The sequence below is a fragment of the Stieleria mannarensis genome (assembly GCF_014154935.1).
GTDB classification, from domain to species: domain Bacteria; phylum Planctomycetota; class Planctomycetia; order Pirellulales; family Pirellulaceae; genus Stieleria; species Stieleria mannarensis.
This window is the reverse complement of sequence record NZ_JACEHH010000013.1, coordinates 99,725-118,033: the sequence shown is the minus strand read 5'-3', so window position 1 is coordinate 118,033 and position 18,309 is coordinate 99,725. Positions and strand designations below refer to the sequence as shown.

Below are 18,309 nucleotides of genomic sequence, written 5' to 3'. Positions count from 1 at the left end.
GTTTAGTATAATAAGGGGCGAGGGGCCGACAAACCGCCGGCGATTGGGTTGGCGAAAATCACCTTGGTGACTTTCATCGACCGCCGGCGGCCGAACTGGCCGCCGCATCGGCGATCGGCAGTGTGATCATTGGAACGAACCATCCAGCTCGGCCAACAGATCCGCCATGGCGTGATCGATCGTTTCCTCGCTGGGCGTCTCGGTCTGGCTGTCGATCAAAACGGCTTCGGCTTCCTGCGAGGCGACCGGCTGGATGTTGATGCCGGCGGTCAGCAAGGCATCGGTCGAATCGGCGATCGTTGCCGCTTGCGGCTCGCTCTGGATCGGTCGTTCGATGTTGGTCGCCGGCAGGAAGTCCGAGTTGGCGGTTGCAAAGGAAACGGTGCTGGCGGCCGAAAGTTCTCGGCCAACCTGTTCGCCTTCGGCCTGAATTCCGGATTGTCGCAGCGCGAGTGTGTTGATCACCAGCAGCGCATCGGCCGGGTTGACGAAGCCGTTCCCGTCGACGTCGTAGAAGTCCGGCGGCGGCGTGCCGATCTCGGCGACCGGGACTTGTCCGGAAGCCGGTGCACGCCGTGCCAGGAAGTTGATCACCCGCAGGGCGTCGATCGGCGAGACGTTTCCGTCGGCCGTCACATCGGATTCCATGCCCCGGATCGGGTTCTGGTAACTCGACTGCGTGAGCGTGAGTGTCACGGTGCGGAACTCGCTAAACCGCGGCGAACCGCCGGAGGGGGCATCGACCACTCGATAGGTGAAGGTATCGACCGAGCCGACGTCACCGGAGTTGCTGGTGTAGGTGAACGTTCCGTCGGCGTTCAGATCCAACGTTCCCCGCGACGGCGGCGTGACCGTGCTCAGGTCGACCGAAATCGGATCGCCGTCGGCATCGAAGTCGTTTCGCAGCAAGCCGTTGGCCGGATTGAGGATGCGTAGGGTGGATCCGATCGCGACGTTGTAACTGTCCGCGACGGCGACCGGGGCATCCGGCACTGGATTGACCGTGAACGTGAAGCTGTCGCTGACGCGGAACGCGCCGTCGCTGGCTTCGATTTCGATCGCGACCTCGCCGGATTGATCCGCTTTCGGGGTGATGACGATTTGGTCGCCGTCGAAATCAATGGAACTGATCAGTGGGTGGTCGGCGATCTGAGCATCCGTGGGGCGAACGATCGAACCGAGACGCGCCACGACGTAGGTCAGATTGTCATTGTCGGGATCACTGAAAACGTTCGTCAATTCACGACGCGTCGTTTCGTCTTCGTTACCGACCAGCGGGTCGAGCGACCCGATGACCAGTGGGGAATCGTTTTCGTTGATGATCGAAACGGTGACCTCTTGCTCGGTCGTCACGTTGCCGTCGAAGGCCTGGACGGTCAATGCGACCGTGCCGAAGGCGAACGCCGGTCGGGTCAGCGTCAACGTACTGCCTTGCAGATTGACCTGCACGATCGCTGGGTTGCTGCTGGTGACCTGGTAGGACAGCGTGTCGTTTTCCGGGTCGGTGAACCAGGTATCCAGATCGTAAACGGTGGATTCCGCGTTCGGTTTGCTTTCGGGCAACGAGATCACATCGACCGGATTGTTCTGCGGGTCCCTTACGCCGTCGACACCTTGGAAGATCGGGGCGTCGTTTTCGCCACCGACATCGAGCGACACCAACCCGGTCGATTCGGCCCCTTGGTCGTCGACGATGCGATAACGGAAGCCGTCCGGACCGCTGTACAATCCCGGCGGGGTGTAGACCAATTGTGGGGTCGGCCCGTCAACGTACCGGACAATCCCACCTCGATCGGTCGTCAGCGGGAATTGGCCTACGGGCAGACTGATGGTCTGACTTTCCGGCGGATCGATTTCGTTCTGCGGGCCGGGACGGTCATTGTCCAGGATGCCGACGATCAAACCGCTGCCGTTGATGGCGATCGTCAGGTTTTCGTCTTCGACGGCATTGAAGAAATCATCCCCGGCGATCGGCGGATCGTTGACCGCGTTGATCTGGATCGACACGGTGCCGGGCTTGTCGGCCGCCAACGGGATCAAATTGCCGCCCGGGACGTCGGCGACGACGAAGTTGAACACATCCGGAACGCTGCCGTTGTAGTCGGTCGGCGGCGTGTAACGCACGCTGCGTCCGTCGGGCAGGATTTCCAGGATCCCGCCGAGAGCGGAAATCGAATCGCCCAGGTTCTGGCTGCTGACCGATTGGAAGATCAGCTGTTGGTTAAGTTCGTTGTCCGGTCCGGCCGCGTAGAACGGATCGATCAACTCTTCGGCGGTGAAGATCGTGACCTCGTCTTCGTCGATCGTCGCGTCGGTGATCACATCGGTTGCGGTCGCAAAGGGTTTGTCGTTGACCGGCAACACATCGATCGTCACGGTGATCGCCGTATCGTTGACCAGTTGCTCGGCCGGATTCGCTTTGATGTCCGTCACACGCGCCTGGAACGAGATGCTGCCGTTGAAGTTCTCTTCCGGGCGGAATGTGAAGGTCCCGTTGGTGTCGAGATCCAATTCGCCGGCAAACGTGCCGTCTTCGGTGAACAGGTCACGGACGGTGGCGTCTTCGGGCAAGATCGACACGGGATCGCCGTCTCGATCGAACACCCCGACCAACAATCCGTCGTCCGATGGCACCGCCGGGGTCAGATTTCCGTCGATATCCAACGCCTGCAGGACTTGGCCTTCGTCGACGGTGAACCGTCGCGTGGTGGTATTCGCGTTGAGCTGGGGCGGCTCACCGTTGAGCAACAAGACTTGATAGTCTTCGACTTCGCCGCTGAGAGACAATCCGACCGGCGAGAGGTTTCCGGTTCGTGAGAATCGGAATCGCGCGGTGGTGAAGGTCGGAAACAACGGTGCGGGCGCCGAATCGGGGACATAGGTGTCGAAGGTGAACGAACGTGTTCCGTCACCGGTCAGAGCCAACGAGGTTCGCGGCATCGCGGTCTTCGGATCGGCACCGGGGTCGAAGAACGCGATCGCTTCATTCTCGCTCCAGTCGCCGTCGCCGTCGTAGTCGATCCAGCCTTGCAGGATCCCGCTGCCGGTCACCGTGAAGGTGATCGGCGTGACCACGTTGGAGTTGAACACCCCGCTGGGGTTTTGATAGCTGGAGAAGGACACGCCGTCTTCGTCGTCGCCGCTGATCACAATGCTGGTGGCGACCAATTCGATCGACGCCGGCTCCACCGGACTCTCGGCGATCGCGTCGGCGATGGCCTGCAGGATCGAATCGACGGACGTCGGATCGGTGGGCTGGATCGCATAGTGGTCTTCGTCGAAGCGCCCGTTCAGATCGAACTCCAGCGTCGCGGTCCGGACGCCGGTGTTGATCGTGATCGTATCTCCGTCGCGGGTGGTCGGATCGACCGTCGCGATGTTCACGTTGACCGCCGTCGAACCGTTGACCGTGGTCACCGAGAACAGGGTGCCGGTGGTGGAAACACCGGTCAGCGCATCATCCCCGTCGGCTGCGACGGAGGATTGTCCGTCCAGGTCGGCGTCGATGGTCGTGCCCAGGAACAACCCATCGGTCACCACGTGACGCGCCCCGTCGTTGACCAGGCGAGTCGGGTAGCGCCCGGGAATGTTGAGCACGGGATCGGGTGCATCACCGAAATCCAGGCCCACCGTGGGCATCAAGATCGTGAACTGAGTCGTATTGTCGGTCCGGTTGGCTTCCAACGCGTTGCCCTGGATGTCGCGAATGGCCGGCAGGAAGTAGCTCGTCAACGGCCCTTCAATCAGCACACCGTTTTCGACGAACAGGGTCGCGCCGCCGCGGTCCTGTGCCGCCAGACTCGTGACCTCGCCGGCGGGTCCCCGATTGACCGAGTTGACGGCCGAGAGGATCGCCTGCTTGATGTCGAACGGGGTGTCGGCCGGCGAGATGCTGATCGGGATCGCACCACCGGGGACGCCGGTCAGAATCAGTGACGGAGCGGCGGTCACGTCGACGACCGTGCCGGGCAGGTCTTGCAGTGCCACCAACGGCGCCGGCGGGCTGACCGAGGTATCGAATTCCACCGCCGCGCTGAGGTTCAATCCGCCCGGATTGTTGGTGATCGCGGCGGCCAGACTTTGCGAGACCGCCAGTTGGGTCGATCCGGGTTCGAACGGGACCGGCACGTTGCTGCCGCTCACGCCGCCTCCGTTGACCGACGACTCAAATTCATAGGTCACCGACTGGTTGCCCTGGGTGATCGTGATCCGCTCACCATCGCTGACGATCCCTCGCCGACTGGTCAGCGAGGTGTTCGACACGTCGACGCGCGAGGACGGGATCAGTCCCAGCGAGATCGTGCCGCCGCCCAGGTAGGTGGCCGTCAGCCCGACGGTGGAACCGTTGATCGCGGTGACGACCGATCCGGCAATGGTGTCTTGATCATCAAACCGCGAGAACAGAATTCGCACCGCGTTGGGATTGTTCAAGATGTTGTTGGAATCGAATTCGAAACTGACCGGGGTGCCGCCGTTGTCCAAGATGGTGAAGGTGTCACCATCGTTGGGCGCGGTGAACGGAACCGACAGCAACAGCGGTCCGAAAATCTGCAGCGTCGACGGACCGGTCACGTCCGGTGATCCGACGACTTCCAAGCTGGTGCCGGAAACCGCCAACAGCAATCCGGGCTGTCCCCCGATCTTGAGGATTCCGCCGTTGATCGGGTTGACGTCGTTGGCCGACAAACCCGGGATCGAGCGGGCTTGGATTTCGCCGGCCGCGATCGCCGCCAATTCGTTGCCGGTCGTCAAACGGTTGATGTCGATCGGAATGTGGTTCTGATCGGACACCCCGTCGTCAAAGACGTTGCCGTTTGAATCGCGTTCATCGGTGCGATTGATCTCAAAGATCACCGGATCACTGCCGTCGTTGGGCGTGAAGGTGATCAGGTCCCCATCGCCCGGTGTGCGGCTGACTCCGACCGGACGCAGTTGTCCCGACGGAACCGTCGCCGATCCGGTGGTGGGCAGATCCAGGTACACCGTCGTTCCGATGATGGTCGGTGTCAATTCCAGCGCCGAATTCAAGATCGCGTTTTGCACGGCATTGGCGACCTGGGCGGCATTGAGCGGCACCGAAGGCGGCCCGGGGATCGGGTCGATGTTGATGCCGATGAAACCGGGAGCCGGGGTCGGGCTGGTGGCGTCGACGAACTCGAACCCTTGGCTGAAGGAGCCGTCGTTAACGGTGAAGGTTTCTCCCACTTGCACACCGCCGACGTCGGCACCGGCCGACGGGACTTCCAAGCCCAGCGTCCGCGGTGCGTTGTCCAAACCGCTGGTCGCGACATCGATCCGGGTGTTCGGCTCCGAACCGATGAGCACGCGTGGCCCGTCCACGCCCACACTGACGTTCAGGTCGACCAGCGGGTCGGCGAGGACGCCCTGGATCGCGTCGACGATGTTTTGAGCGATCGTGTTACGGAACACATCCAATTCGTCCGGTTCGCTGGGCGTCGGCGTGGTCGGCAAACTGACCGGAATGCTGCTGGGCAACGTCGTGCCGTCCAGATCGAACTCAAACACGGCGACCGGATTGACCCCGTCATTGATCGTGAAGATCCCTCCGTCGATCAAACCGCCCTGGTTGGTTCCTTCCACCGGGACCTCGACCGTCAGCACCTCGGGCATTTGAATCACAAAGCCGGATTCGAACTCGAACACGACTTTGCCACCGTTGCTGTCGGTGATAGCGATCTGGTCGCCGTCGTTGATCTGGTCGGCCGTGGGGGCGATCAAAACGGTGCGGTCCCGATTGTTCATCTCGATTCGGTACGCGCGATCGTCGTTCCAGATCCCGGCCAGCGGTGTCAGCGTGATCGTGTTTTTCGTTTCGTCATAGTTGAAGGTGTAATCGATGCCTTCGGTCAGCAACCGATCGTCTTCAAACAGCGTGATATTCGCACCGCTGGAGCGGACGCCCGGAATTTCCGAGACGACGATCGTGCTGTTGTCGATCCCCGAACCGGTGAACGGATCGGACGAATCGCCGGAGTCACGGAGCTGGATCCGGAACTGTTCATAGACGCCGCTTTCCAGATTGATGAAGCTGATGTTGGGGTCGCTGTCGATGCCTTCGGCATCGTTGTCCCGAGGTGCCTCGGCGATCGCGACGGGACCGACCAGATCGGCCAATTCCACCGAACCGCGGTCACCGAAGATGGACGAACCCTGACCGGTGTTGGGATACAGCGGGTTGTCGGCTCGCTTGATTCCGGTCACGTCACGCAGGGGAGCAAGCACGTTGCTGATCGGCAGCCCGATCGATTCACGCAAACTGGACAACGCGCTGCGTTCACGCAGCGAATCGACGTTGCTGTCGATGACCGACGAGAACGGGGCGGGCAGGAAGTTGTCTCCGCCCGGGTTGACCAACGTCACGGCGGCATCGGGGTTGGTCAAATTGAAATCGTCGGTTCCCCCGTTGACGTTGCTCGGCCCTTTGTTGGCGTCGGTGGTGTGTCCGACGATGACCAACGGTGCATCGGTAAAGACGGGGGCTTCCGGTTCGTCGTACTGGAACACGCTGCCGACGACCACGACCTCCATCGGTTTGGCCTGTTGGTCGAACGCGGTCGAACTGAATCCCTGGCTGTGGGTCTCTTCCACGACCACGCTTTCGTGCAGGTTCAGCAGCACGTTGTTCAAGATCGCGGGGCTGGCACCGGCGGTCACCATGATCCCGGTTTCGTTGATCACCTGATCGATGTCGAATCCGGGTGCCGGATCGAGTCGCAGACCGGCCGCGATCGCTTCGGGACTGAGTTCGATCTTGGCGGCGTTTTCGACGAACACAAAGTTTTCCGTCGTTCCCGCACCGGCCGTCGTCCGGCGGTTGTGACCATAACCGATCGTGTCTTGATTCAAGATCGTCGTGTTGTGGAAGTCGTGATCGTTCAAATTGCCGATACCGTCGCGGTGGGTCATCAGCACGCCGTTTTCGAGTCCGCGGCGGGTCGTGTTGACAATACCTTGGTTGTCGCTTTCATAGCCGCCAAGCGCCGTGGCACGAACGCGTGCGATCGGTCCGGGAACCGCCAGCGTGTCGTTGTTGGGCAACGGATGGCCGTTGGCGCCGTACAGCACACGTGCGTTGCCGACGCGCGGTTCGATCGCGTCGCTGATCGCCCGCATGATGTCCGGCAGGAAATCTTCCGCCTGGTTGGTATCACCGACCTCGATCGGAACATTCCCGGCCTGCGCCGCACCGCCCAACGGGACAAACTCGAATGTCCGCGCGTTGGTGACGCCGCCGACGATGAAGTTGGGCGGCAGATCGGCGACCTGGGTGATCACAAAGGTGGTTCCGATCACGTCCGAGCCGACCATGCCGGTCGCCCGCCCCGTGTCGGCGCTGATCACGTGCGTCCGTGGGGCGTAGGTTTCCAGGTTGATCGTGTACGTGCCCAAATCGGCGGTGTTGCCGCTGCGGCCGGAAATGGCGTTGGGATCGAAGTTCAGATTGCTGTCGGCGCTGACCGCGACGTAGTAGACACCTTTCTTGGGCGCGAAGAAATCGATGAAGGGGTCTCGCGCGTTCACGTCGTCTTGGACCAAACCGCCAGCCAAACCGGTCGATGCCGGATCCAGGTGGTCCGGCGCGGTGGCCGACAGACTGACCAGCGCCTCGTCGCCGTTCTCGTCGTCAAAGGACTGACGTTCGCCCAGTTCGTTGAAGATCTGGACTGCCGTGTTCGCACCGCCCGCGACGGTATCGATGTCGACGACCAGGCGGTCTCCGAGGTCCAAATTGACGCGGTAGAAGTCGACGTCGCCGTCCGGTCCCAGCGGGCCGACGTTGTCGCCCAGGACCGCCGTGCTGGTGTAGACATTGCGGTGGCTGGGGCCGACCTTGGTGTCGATCGCATCGGCCAGGACATCGTTGGATTCAGCATCGGCCTGCGGATTCAAACTTTCCAACCCGTCGGATCCGTAAATCGTGTTGTTGACGATCCGCGCGAACGGTTGCACCGACTCGGCGACCGGCGCCTGGGTGATATCGAACGCGTTTTGGCTGCCGCGGAAGTACACCTGACTGGCACCTTGCAGATAAACCGCCGCGCTGTCAAAGCTCATCGGCGTTTGCTGCAAGAATTCGAACGCGCGGTTGCGACGGAACGGAGACGGCCCGATCGTCGGCGTCACCAACTCGACCAATCCGTTGGTCACCAGAATGCTTCCCTGGATGGACTGCATGATCGACGTGGCCAATTCGATCGACGAATACGAAACACGATCGATCGCGTTGGTGCGGTTGTAACCCGACGCGGTGTCTTCACGGTAGTAAATCGGCACGTGGCCGTCGCGGACACCGTTGCCGCCTTGGGTTCCCGAACCGGTCGGTCCGCCGACGCCATCGATCTCTTCAAATTCAAACGTCACGCGGGTGCCGCCCGCATCGATGGTCAGCAACGCCCCTTCGAGGATGGTCCGGTTGCCCGCTCCGGCGATGTTCGGATCCAGCGCGGCCACTTCGATCATGTCAAAGACGTCCAGCACGAACGGCGCGGTTTCTCCGTCGACCTTGACACCGGAGTAACCCGCCTGGTCAATCGTGTTGTTGGAAACCACGATCCCCGGAGCCAAGCCGCCGAGCACCGAATCGTTCAGGATCGGCAGGTTCCGCGCGTAACCCGGATAGGCATTTCCCACCGGCGGGAACTGCAGGAACGGATGGTTGCCGTCGATCAACGGCAGGAACGTCGGGGTGCCGAAGGAGAAGTCGTTGTCCCGCACGTCTTCGGGATCGATGTCGCGAACGCCCGGTTCGGCCCACACGCCGATCGCCCGGACATCGCTGATCGTGTTTGAATCGATGATCACTTGCCCCTGGGTCCGCACGTAGTTGGAGTCACCAAAACCGTCGTGCAGGATCGCGGGCAACAGCAGATGGCCGTCGGCATCGCGTGTCAGTGCGGTCCCGGCCGGCGGTGCATCGGCGACCGAGTCAATCGCGATGAAACTGCCCCGGGCGCTGCCCGAGAGCGACAATCGGCCGTCGGTCAACGTTTCGTTGTCTTGACCGGCCGACGAAGAGGCCTCGATGTCGATCCCGGTTTGCTGGGTGATCGCGGTTCGGATCGCCTGGGCGATTTGCGCCGGCGAATCGCCCGTGTTGAACAACACCGGTGTGTGTCCGAATTGGACCGTGCCGGGGGTGGTGGTGAATTCAAAGGTTTGAATCGACGCCCCATCGCCCAGGGTGAACGTGTCGCCGTCGGAAAGCTGGCTGCCTTGCGGAGCGACGATTGTGAACGACTGGTTGTGGCGGTCATTGGTGTCGAAGTCCTCGACCAAATCCACGGTTCCGAACCCGACCGAAGCCGCATACGGGGTGGCCGGCCGTGTTTCGAGCTGGTATTCGCCCGCACCACCGGATCCGAAACCGGTGAATTCATCGGTGCCGCCGGGAGTGTTGAAGATTGTTTCACCGCGTTCGGCGAACCCGACAATGAAGTCGTCCAAGAGCAGCCCGTCGTTCTCCACGCTGGCTCCCGCGACCGGCGTGTACGTCACCTCCACGCGGATCCCCGTGTCACCGGCAAAATCGCCGATGTCTTCGCGGAATTGGAACCAGGTGTCGTCGGCCACCAAATTGCCGTTGTTGGCGATCACCCGCCCGGCCTGGTTTTCGTTGCTGAAAATCCGGATCTGGACGCTGTCGGAATTGAACGCCCCATCGACGAACGGATCGAAGCGATAATTGAAGTAGAACGTCGGCATGTCGACGTCGACGTAGCCGCTCAGATCAAACGGTTGACTGGTGATCGTCGACGGATCCGTGGTGGCCAGACGGTCGTATTGCAGGGTTTGGTTGCCAAACAGCCCTTGCGGCAACAGGTGGTCTTCCACCGAAACGTGCAGGCGATAATCAAGCGGCCCGAACAACGGATCGGTGTTGGCGGTCGTGATCGCACCGGTGTTGGTGTCGACCGAAACGTTCACTTGAGACTGTGCGATTGCAACGACGTAGGTGCCGGCCTGCAGGTTGGGCGTTCCGAACGCGGCGCTATCGAAGAACGGGTCCAGCACACTGTTACTGCCGCTGCGTCCGTCCAGAGTCGACGACAGGGTGTTGGAAAAGACCTGGACGTAGCGTCCGGTCACCGGGTCCTGGCGGAACAGGTACATCGTCGTGTCCACGCTGGTCGGATCGGGGACGAAGACGATGTTCTCCGAATCGGGATCCAACTCGTTGACGAAACTGTGACCGTCATCGATATCCAAGATCACACGTGCGTTGTCGGTGTCGACGGTGAACTGATACAGGTCCGAACGATCACCACCCAGGGTGCCGTTGATCGACACGTGTGGGATCGACGTGGAGGTGTTGTCGGAACTGTTGAAGACAAAGTCGCCGCCGATTTCGATGTTGTCATCGAGCGACCAGTTCAGCGCGTCCAGGTCGGCCGGGCCGATCCCTCCGATCGCAAATTCGGCGGCATCACCGCCGGCGACAAAGACCTCGCTGAAGACCGGGTTGAAGTTCTGTGACGGCCCACTGGACCCGTCAAAGTGACCGGGTTTGCCGTGACCGAACATCCCGTCCCCGGCCAATTCGAACTCGCTGGCCGCGATGTCCACGCTGGTGAAGAAGTCGGGAACCACCGGTCCGCCGGCGGTGCTGGGTTCTTCCCCTGCATCAAAGCGTTGCTCGACGATCCGGCGAACCGAGTTGATCGGCTCGCGACGGACAAACTGAGACGACGTCAGCGCGACCGGCTCGACGCCCGCCCCGGTGACTGCCACGTAGTAGGTGCCCTCGGGCAAGGTGACCGGACCGATCAACGGGTCGCCGGTCGAAATCGAACCGCGTGAAAGTTTTTCCGAGCCGTCGTTTTCACCGTTCGGGCTGGTCAGGTCGTCCAAGACGTTGCTATCGGTGCCGAACAGGATCAGCCGCGGTTCGAGCGCTTCGCTGAACTCTCCGTCGGGGTCATAGAAGACACTGATGTTGGTGTCCGGCCGGTTGAATCCGGCGGCGTAATCGATGTCAAAGATCATCGACCGAATCGCGTTATCGATGTCATCGTTCTGCAGATCGATCTGATAAAAGTCGACGTCACCGGAGAACGACAATTCGCCGGCAACACTGATCACGTTGTTGCGATTTTCGACAATGTTGCCCAGATACTGCGCCCGTTGCGACGGGTTCTCCGTGCTGTTGGTCGTCGTGTCGATCAACACCGGCGGGCTGATCTGGTCGTTGTCGGCGTTGAACGGATCGGCCGCCTCGTTTTCGCTCGCTTCACCGAGCAACGGCGAGGTCCCCATCAGGCCCTGGACGTGAACCCCGTGGTTGGCGTAACGGATGTCGGAGTACCGCACCACGCTGCCCGGGAATTCCTGGTCTTCGGTCAATCGCACCTGGAATCGATAGCCGCCGCGGGTCAGCCCCGCGGTCGCGTCATCGGGATTGATCGAAGCGCTCCGCACGCGGAAGAAATACGTGCTCCGCGAATTCGGATTGGTCGGGTTGCCGGTCAGCGTGAAGTGAATCCCGGCATCGCGAGGATTGGTGGTCTCAAAGTCCTCGTACACCCCTTCGACGCCGAACTCGCTGAACTGCGGATCGCGTGCCTGCAGCGACGTGGTGACGCCCTCCAGACGCGGATCAAAGACCTCCACGGTCGATCCGTTGGCGATTTCATCACCGCTGTCATTGCTGCGGGCGAGCACGTTGCCGTTGGCGTCGAGCAATTCGATCACCGAGTCGAGGGTAAAACTGGTCGTGTCGATGTCGACCCAGATCTCCGTCCCCGGGGTTCCCGTGAAGCTGTAGGTGTCGACGTCGTCGGGATTGCTAAGGAACCCTTCGACTTCGAAACCCAGTCGCAGCACTTCATCGCTGGCGGTCAGTGAGCTGGCCAGCTGGCCGAGTACCTGTGCGTTCTGGACGCTGCCGTTCAAACCGGGCGCGACCTCGGTGGGCAGTTCCAATTCGGGAATCACATCGACGTTGCGATCGTTGCTCCACTGATCCAACAAGATACTTCGCCAGTCGTTTGCTTCGGGCCGCGAATTCGACTTGTCGCCGTTGGTGTCGGTGAACTGAGTGCCTTCGGGGGTCAGACCGGCACCGACGGTATCGTCGCGGAAACTGGTCAAAACGACGGGAGAATCCGGCAGACCGAGGATCGAAATCGAGCCGCCGATGCGATCGATGGCGTCGTTGGGGGTCCCCGAGGCGGTCAATCCGGTTCCGATCGTCGCGCTGTTGGGCGTGCCTTGGCCGCTGCTGAGTTCGGTCAGCAGCGGATTGTCCTGGTCGCCGAGTTTGACGACCAGACTTTCGTCGACACGGCTGCGGAGTTTCAGCCCGCCGCCGGAGTGGATGTTGTCCACGATGATCGAATCGAAGACCATGTGAACGATGTCCGTATCGTCCCAAACACTCTCGGTCGTCAACGTCCCGCCGCGGATTTCCAGACCGGTGATCTGGTCCAGTCCCGGAAGGTCATTGTCATCGTAGCGGTTGAAACGAATCATCGGCCCGAAGTTGTCGTCCAGCTCGCTGATCCGATCGATCGAACCGGTTTCGCGTCCGGTGTCGATCACACGCTCGGCGGTCAAGGAGTCGGAATCGATGTCGATGATCGAACCGTCGTTGTCGATGAAGGTGTTGCCGACGATCACCGGCTGGCTGCCGCGGACGAAGATCGTCGAGGGGGCCACCGCCAGACGTCCGAAGCGGCCCAGCGGTCCGGCACCGTCCTGGCCGCTGTCGTTGAATTCGAAGCGGGTGTTGGTGATCCGCCCGTCGGCTTGCTGCAACTGCAACGGGACGAAGCCGATCGTTTCGCCGCCTTCGATCAGACTGATCCCACCGGCGTAGGAGACCACGCCGTTGTCGATGCTGATCGACGAGGTCGGCCCGGCGTAGATCCCGGCCCAATCGCCGTGCTGGGGGGCCTGGAAAACGGGCGATCCGTCGTCGTTGTTGGTGTCAAACGTTCCGCCGGCACCGAATCGGTCGTCGCGGATACTGGTCATCACGATCGGATTGCTGCCGTCGCCTTCGGCCAGCATCACCGAACCGGGTTGAAGTTCGATCCGCGAACCGCTGAGTTTCATCACGATGCCCGGATCCATCACCAGCGATCCGTCCAGACGGCCACGCGTTCCGGTTCGATTCAGATCCAACGTGACCAACCCCGGTGATCCGGCGTCCAAGGCCAAGTCATCGATGAACGACGCCGCGCTGGCGCCCAGATCCGCGACCAGCCGAAACTCCGGATTCGCAGAGGCTTCGGCGCGGTACAGACGACGCGAGACGTAGTCGGTCCCACGATTGATCAGCGGCAATGCGGTCAATTCCACGCTGCTGTCGTCGTCGCTGACGGTAAAACTGAATTCGTCGATGCTGGCCAACGATTCAAACCCGTCTTCATCGACGAATGTCATCTTGTAGACGTAGGTGCCCGCCGCCAGCGATCCGCCGGGCAGCTCGCGGGCCGAAACCAAGGACAGCGACGGTGCGAATCCGTCGGTGATCGATCCACCGGGCTTGCTGGCGATGACCAGGTTTTCCGGCAACACGTGCACCACATCGATGTCGTCAAAGCGGCCCGAGACGGTCATCTCGCGAGGCGTTTGGGTGGCGGTCGTCGGGACTCTGACGAACAGACCGTTGACCGTGTTTTCCACCAACAGGTTGTCATAGATCTCCGGCCCGATCCGATCGTAGTCGGCCGTAAACTCACCGGCTTGTTGGAATCGTGGCGACTGGTAGGACGTTTCTTCGAAACTGTCCGGCGAGGCGCTGATCGCCGAGTCGGCGCTGAAGGTGATTTCGTTGAAGGTGATCGTCGGTCGCAGGTTGATCACCAGGATCGGGTTGACCAGTTGTTGCACCGAGTCGATCAACACGTTGCTGCTGCCGCCGTATCGGATCTCGGCGTGATTGACGCGTTGCAGGAAGATCCCTTCGTCTTCGAGATCGCGGCGACCTTCGAATTGGTCCAGGTCGCGCCGGAAAATCAAACCGCCCCAATCGCCGGCTTGAGCGTCCGGGCTGTCACCGGCCGCGGCCGCATCGGCGCGCAAGTCACGAATGCTGGTAAAGATGACGCTACCGTCGTCGTATCCGTCGACGCCTTCATTGACGTCGCTGGTCAGGGTCGTCGCAATCGGATCGCCTTCCAGGCTCAATTCGACCAACCGGGGCGCCCCGAGCACCTGCAGCGCGCCGCCGCTGCGATCGACCTGCAACGTGCTGCTGCCGACGTTGATGTAGGATCCGCGGAGCTTCAGGATCGCGCCGGCATCGATCATCGTCGTGACGCCACGGGGAACGTCCATCGTGCGGCCGTCCTCGAGCGATCGTCCGCCGACATCGGTCAGACCGATCTGGTAGCTGAAGTTGTCCACTTCGGTTTCCACCAAGCCGTCCAACCCGCCGTTTCCGACGATCCGAACGATGTCACCTTCGATCGCCGAATCAAAGGCATTGGCGACATCGGAATTGGCAATGTTGTTGAACGGGTTTTCCAAGCTGCCGTCGGCGTTCGGCCCGGCGGTCTTGTCGACGAAGATGTTTCGTCCGATCGCGACCGCGGCGCGGAATCCGTTGGACAACGCGACGCTGCGCTCGCCGCTGAACTCCAATCCGGTGCCCACGCGTTGGACCGAGACGCCGGTTTCGTTCTGACGGAAGTTGATCGCCGAAGCGAGCGCCGAGGCCAAGTTGCCGCTGGGGGTCGGGAACCCGCTGGTCCCATCGCTGTAGAAGACCGGAACATTTCCCGGGATCGGTTGGCCGCCGGTGGGGACGAATTCGTAGGTCCGCGCGATGCCGGTCCCGGAAACGATCGTGATCGTTTGCCCGGCCACGACGGCCTCGCCGTCGTCGGTGAAATTGACGATCCGGTTTTCCGGACGCGTTTGGAACCAGAAATTGTTCGCGCCACCGGGGTTGCCGTCACCGTCACCGTCCAGCGGCGTGCCGGGCACACCGTCACGATTGCTATCGCGATCACGGATCACGTCCACTTCGTCGACCAGCGGTTCGAATTTCAGATGCAATTCGTACGCGCCCTGGGTGCGACCGCCGTAACCGCTGCCGGGAATCGTCGGGTCGTATTGATCGTTCCCGCTGGCGGAGACCCCGACGTAGTAAACGCCTTCATCGAGTGAGGCGATGATCCGCGAGTCCTCGCTAAAGTAATCGTCGTTTTGTGCCAGTTTGGTCAGACCACCGCCCTCCAGCCGGACCGGCAAGGGAGCGGCGCTGGCGGAGCTGATGTCCGAAGCCGGATCACCCAGGGTCACCGACGCCCGAATGATCGAACTGGCGAACGGATCGTTGTTGATCGCATCGACGACTTGCTGTGCCGTCACGCTGCTGATGAAAACGCCCTTGCGTGGCAGATCCAGCAAGACCGCATTGGGGATCGGATTGCCCGAGCTATCGAAGACACGATTGACGCGGATTTCGTCGTCACCGAGCCCGCGGTCGGATCGAATGAATCGCACCTCGGTCCCGTTGCCCGCACGCCCGGTGATCAAGGCGTCAAAGGTCACGCCGAGGGTGGAACCAAATCCGAGATCGGAGACCACCGACGCACGGGTCTCTTCGAACAACGACAGCGTCGTGTCCAACAAACTGCTGTCGGGCAACCGCTCGGCGAACGATTCGGCCGTCAACGTTCCGACCTTGTCCTCGTCACCCAGGATGACTTCGAAGCGGTACAGGTCGATGTCCACGCTGTCGGGATTGTGCAGGTACTGACCGTGCTGGACGTCATAATTGCCGGGGAACACGGGCTCCAAATCGACCGACGAGAGCGGCGTGTCGATGTTCTGGTTGAGGAACAGGAAATCCAGCGCCATCGTGGTTTGCGCGGGCAATTCCGAAGCTTGTTCCAGCCCCAGCAGGAAGCCCACACCGGCGGCCGCCTTGCGGGTGAAATCCTCGCCGTAATCCAGGCTCAGGTTCGCTTGGTTGCTGAACACGATCGCCGATTCTGCAAACGTCGGATCGATCCGTAGCGACGCGTTGAGCGCCGAGGTGACCGCCCCCGACCGCACCAGGGTCGTGTTGGCGCGGAACTGCAAATTACTGGTATCTCCAACGGCAAACGTGATTCCTTCGTCAAGGGTCTCGCGGAACTGGACGCCCAGTTCGGCCGCCCACAGGTTCAACACTTCTCGAATCCGAGTCTTTTGCCGCGCGTTGATTTGGTTCAAAAAGTCGGTCGAACCCTGGCTGTCAAAAATCCCTTGAAAGTTGTAGGGAATCTCGGTGATGCCATCGAGCGCATCGGGGCCAAAGTTCGAATTGATGTGACCGCGCAGCCCATCGACGCCGACTTCAAGATCGCGGTGTCCGGGATCATCGTTCCCGCCGGCCAACTCGATCAGGAATGGTTGCGGGTCGATCGATTCGGCGACGACCAGACTGGTGATGGAGTCGTCTTGGCCGAAGATGCCGACATCCAACGAAGTGGTCAGCGTGTCGCCGACGGCGGTCATTTGCAGCGCCGGCGCACCGATCACGCTGCGTGGCAGTTCGAGACCACCGCCGTCGTTCACATCGCCGTTTCGTTCCGATCGAATCGCCAGGACCGCGGCCACCGAAGGCGTGGCCGCCACGGCGGCTTTGAGTTCATCGACCGTCGGCAGCGGATCCACGGCGGGGTCGGCCAGTCCGAAGTTAAACACCACGTTGTTGCTGGCGTCCAAGGAAACCGACAAACCGCCCGACCCGGTGCTGATGAATCGGACCTCGCGCCCGCTGGCCGATTCGCCGATCTGATTCAGGATAAACTCGACCCGCAGCCCCTCGTGCTGGAAATCGGTCACGGCGGTCGGCTGCACGGACAACTGACGCGGCGGCAAAATCAAATCGACGCGGTCGTCGACCGCCGTGCCGATGCGCAGCCGCCACGTGCCGCCCTCGTGCAATTCATCGGCGGCGACGGCCGGTAAATTGTTGATGTCGTCACTGAAAAACAATCGCGCCGTGTGAGTCGCTTCGTCATAGACGACCTCGTCCGGGAAGAACAATTCGTCGTCCGTCGTGCGAACCGTCTCCTTCGTGAACAGCAACTGATAAAAACGTGGATTCTCCGCCGAACGCTGCGTCGGATTGCCGTTGTCGTCGTCTTCGACGAACAACGGATCCTCGTTGAAATAGACGACGATCTCGTTGCGGTTTTGGTGCAGTTGACCATTGGCATCGCGGACCACCGGCTGGGGCACGACCGATTCGACCAGCGCACCGAGGCTGAGCTTGAAATCGATCCGCTCGCTACGTTGTGCCGGATCGCTGGGAACGAACAACTCGCCCGACGCGTTGCGGAGCCCGGTCACGCCCAGACCGATGTCGTCGAACCCGAAGACTTCGATGCGGTAATCGTCATCGGGCAACGACTCGGCAAATCGAACCACCACCTCGTTCTGATTGGGATCGCCCAGGGTGACCAGACCGCGTTCGACCGGCACGTCGTCGGCCGTGCCCAGTTGCCCGTCCTCGCCGGCGCGCGTGATCTGGATGCCGTCAAACGTTGCCGTGTCCAGGACCTGGTCTTCGTCAAACCCGAACGTCAACACTCGTGGCGAGGAATCGCGCACGCTACCGTCGGTGATCAACGCGCCCTCATTGGGCTGAATCCCGATCAACTGGGGACCGGCCAGCAACTGTCGTGACTCCAGCGATTCGAACAACTGACGTCGCCGCAACTCCCGCGGCTTGGATGAACGTCGTTTTTTGCTTCGACCGGAAACAACGGGTGCGGCAGAACGTGACTCAATGATGTTCGACTCGATGACGTCCTGGGGAGCACTGTTGGACGTTGAGTTCTTTCGCTCACGCGAAGTCATAGACCAGACCTTCATGGGGGCGTTGCTGTGTACGTCGAGCGGTTGCTTGACGCCTCAGACCGGCCGGTGGGGGTGGACAATCGTGTTGTGGGTCGGGCGATCTCGGGTTCAAAAAACCGCCCAAAAAACAAGGCAAAATGACAAGTCGCTCCTCGACCTGGAGGACGGGCGAGAAACGAGAGCCGAGTATAGTTCGACCGAAAAAACCCGCAAATAAATGCGTGCTCCGCGGTCATCGCAGCCATTTTTCGGGGGTCGACCCTGCCGATCATGACGGTGCGAACGCTGGAATGAGATAATCCGACGCCCTCCCGTTCAGGTGGCTCCGGCACGAGAAATCCCGGGAAATCGGTACTCTCGCTACACTCCAACGTCGACGTTGGACGACCCAACGCCGCTAAAGTTCCGCAGATTCATCCATCCGGTGGGCGACCGACAATCGATCCCACCTGTTTGGGGCAGCTGCCGCCTGAGGGTTTGCCGACA

The 18,309-nt window shown here is 61.3% G+C and carries 1 protein-coding gene; it reads right to left on the bottom strand.

The window, feature by feature from the left end; all coding sequences use genetic code 11:
* Positions 1-126: 126 nt before the first annotated feature.
* Positions 127-17,838, bottom strand: coding sequence for a tandem-95 repeat protein (locus H1B37_RS11085; protein ID WP_286177626.1), 17,712 nt, complete (start codon positions 17,836-17,838; stop codon positions 127-129).
* Positions 17,839-18,309: the final 471 nt, after the last annotated feature.

What these genes read in the sequence shown, in the direction of transcription:
- H1B37_RS11085 (WP_286177626.1), bottom strand. Translation starts at nt 17,838, where the DNA reads ATGAAGGTCTGGTCTATGACTTCGCGTGAGCGAAAGAACTCAACGTCC.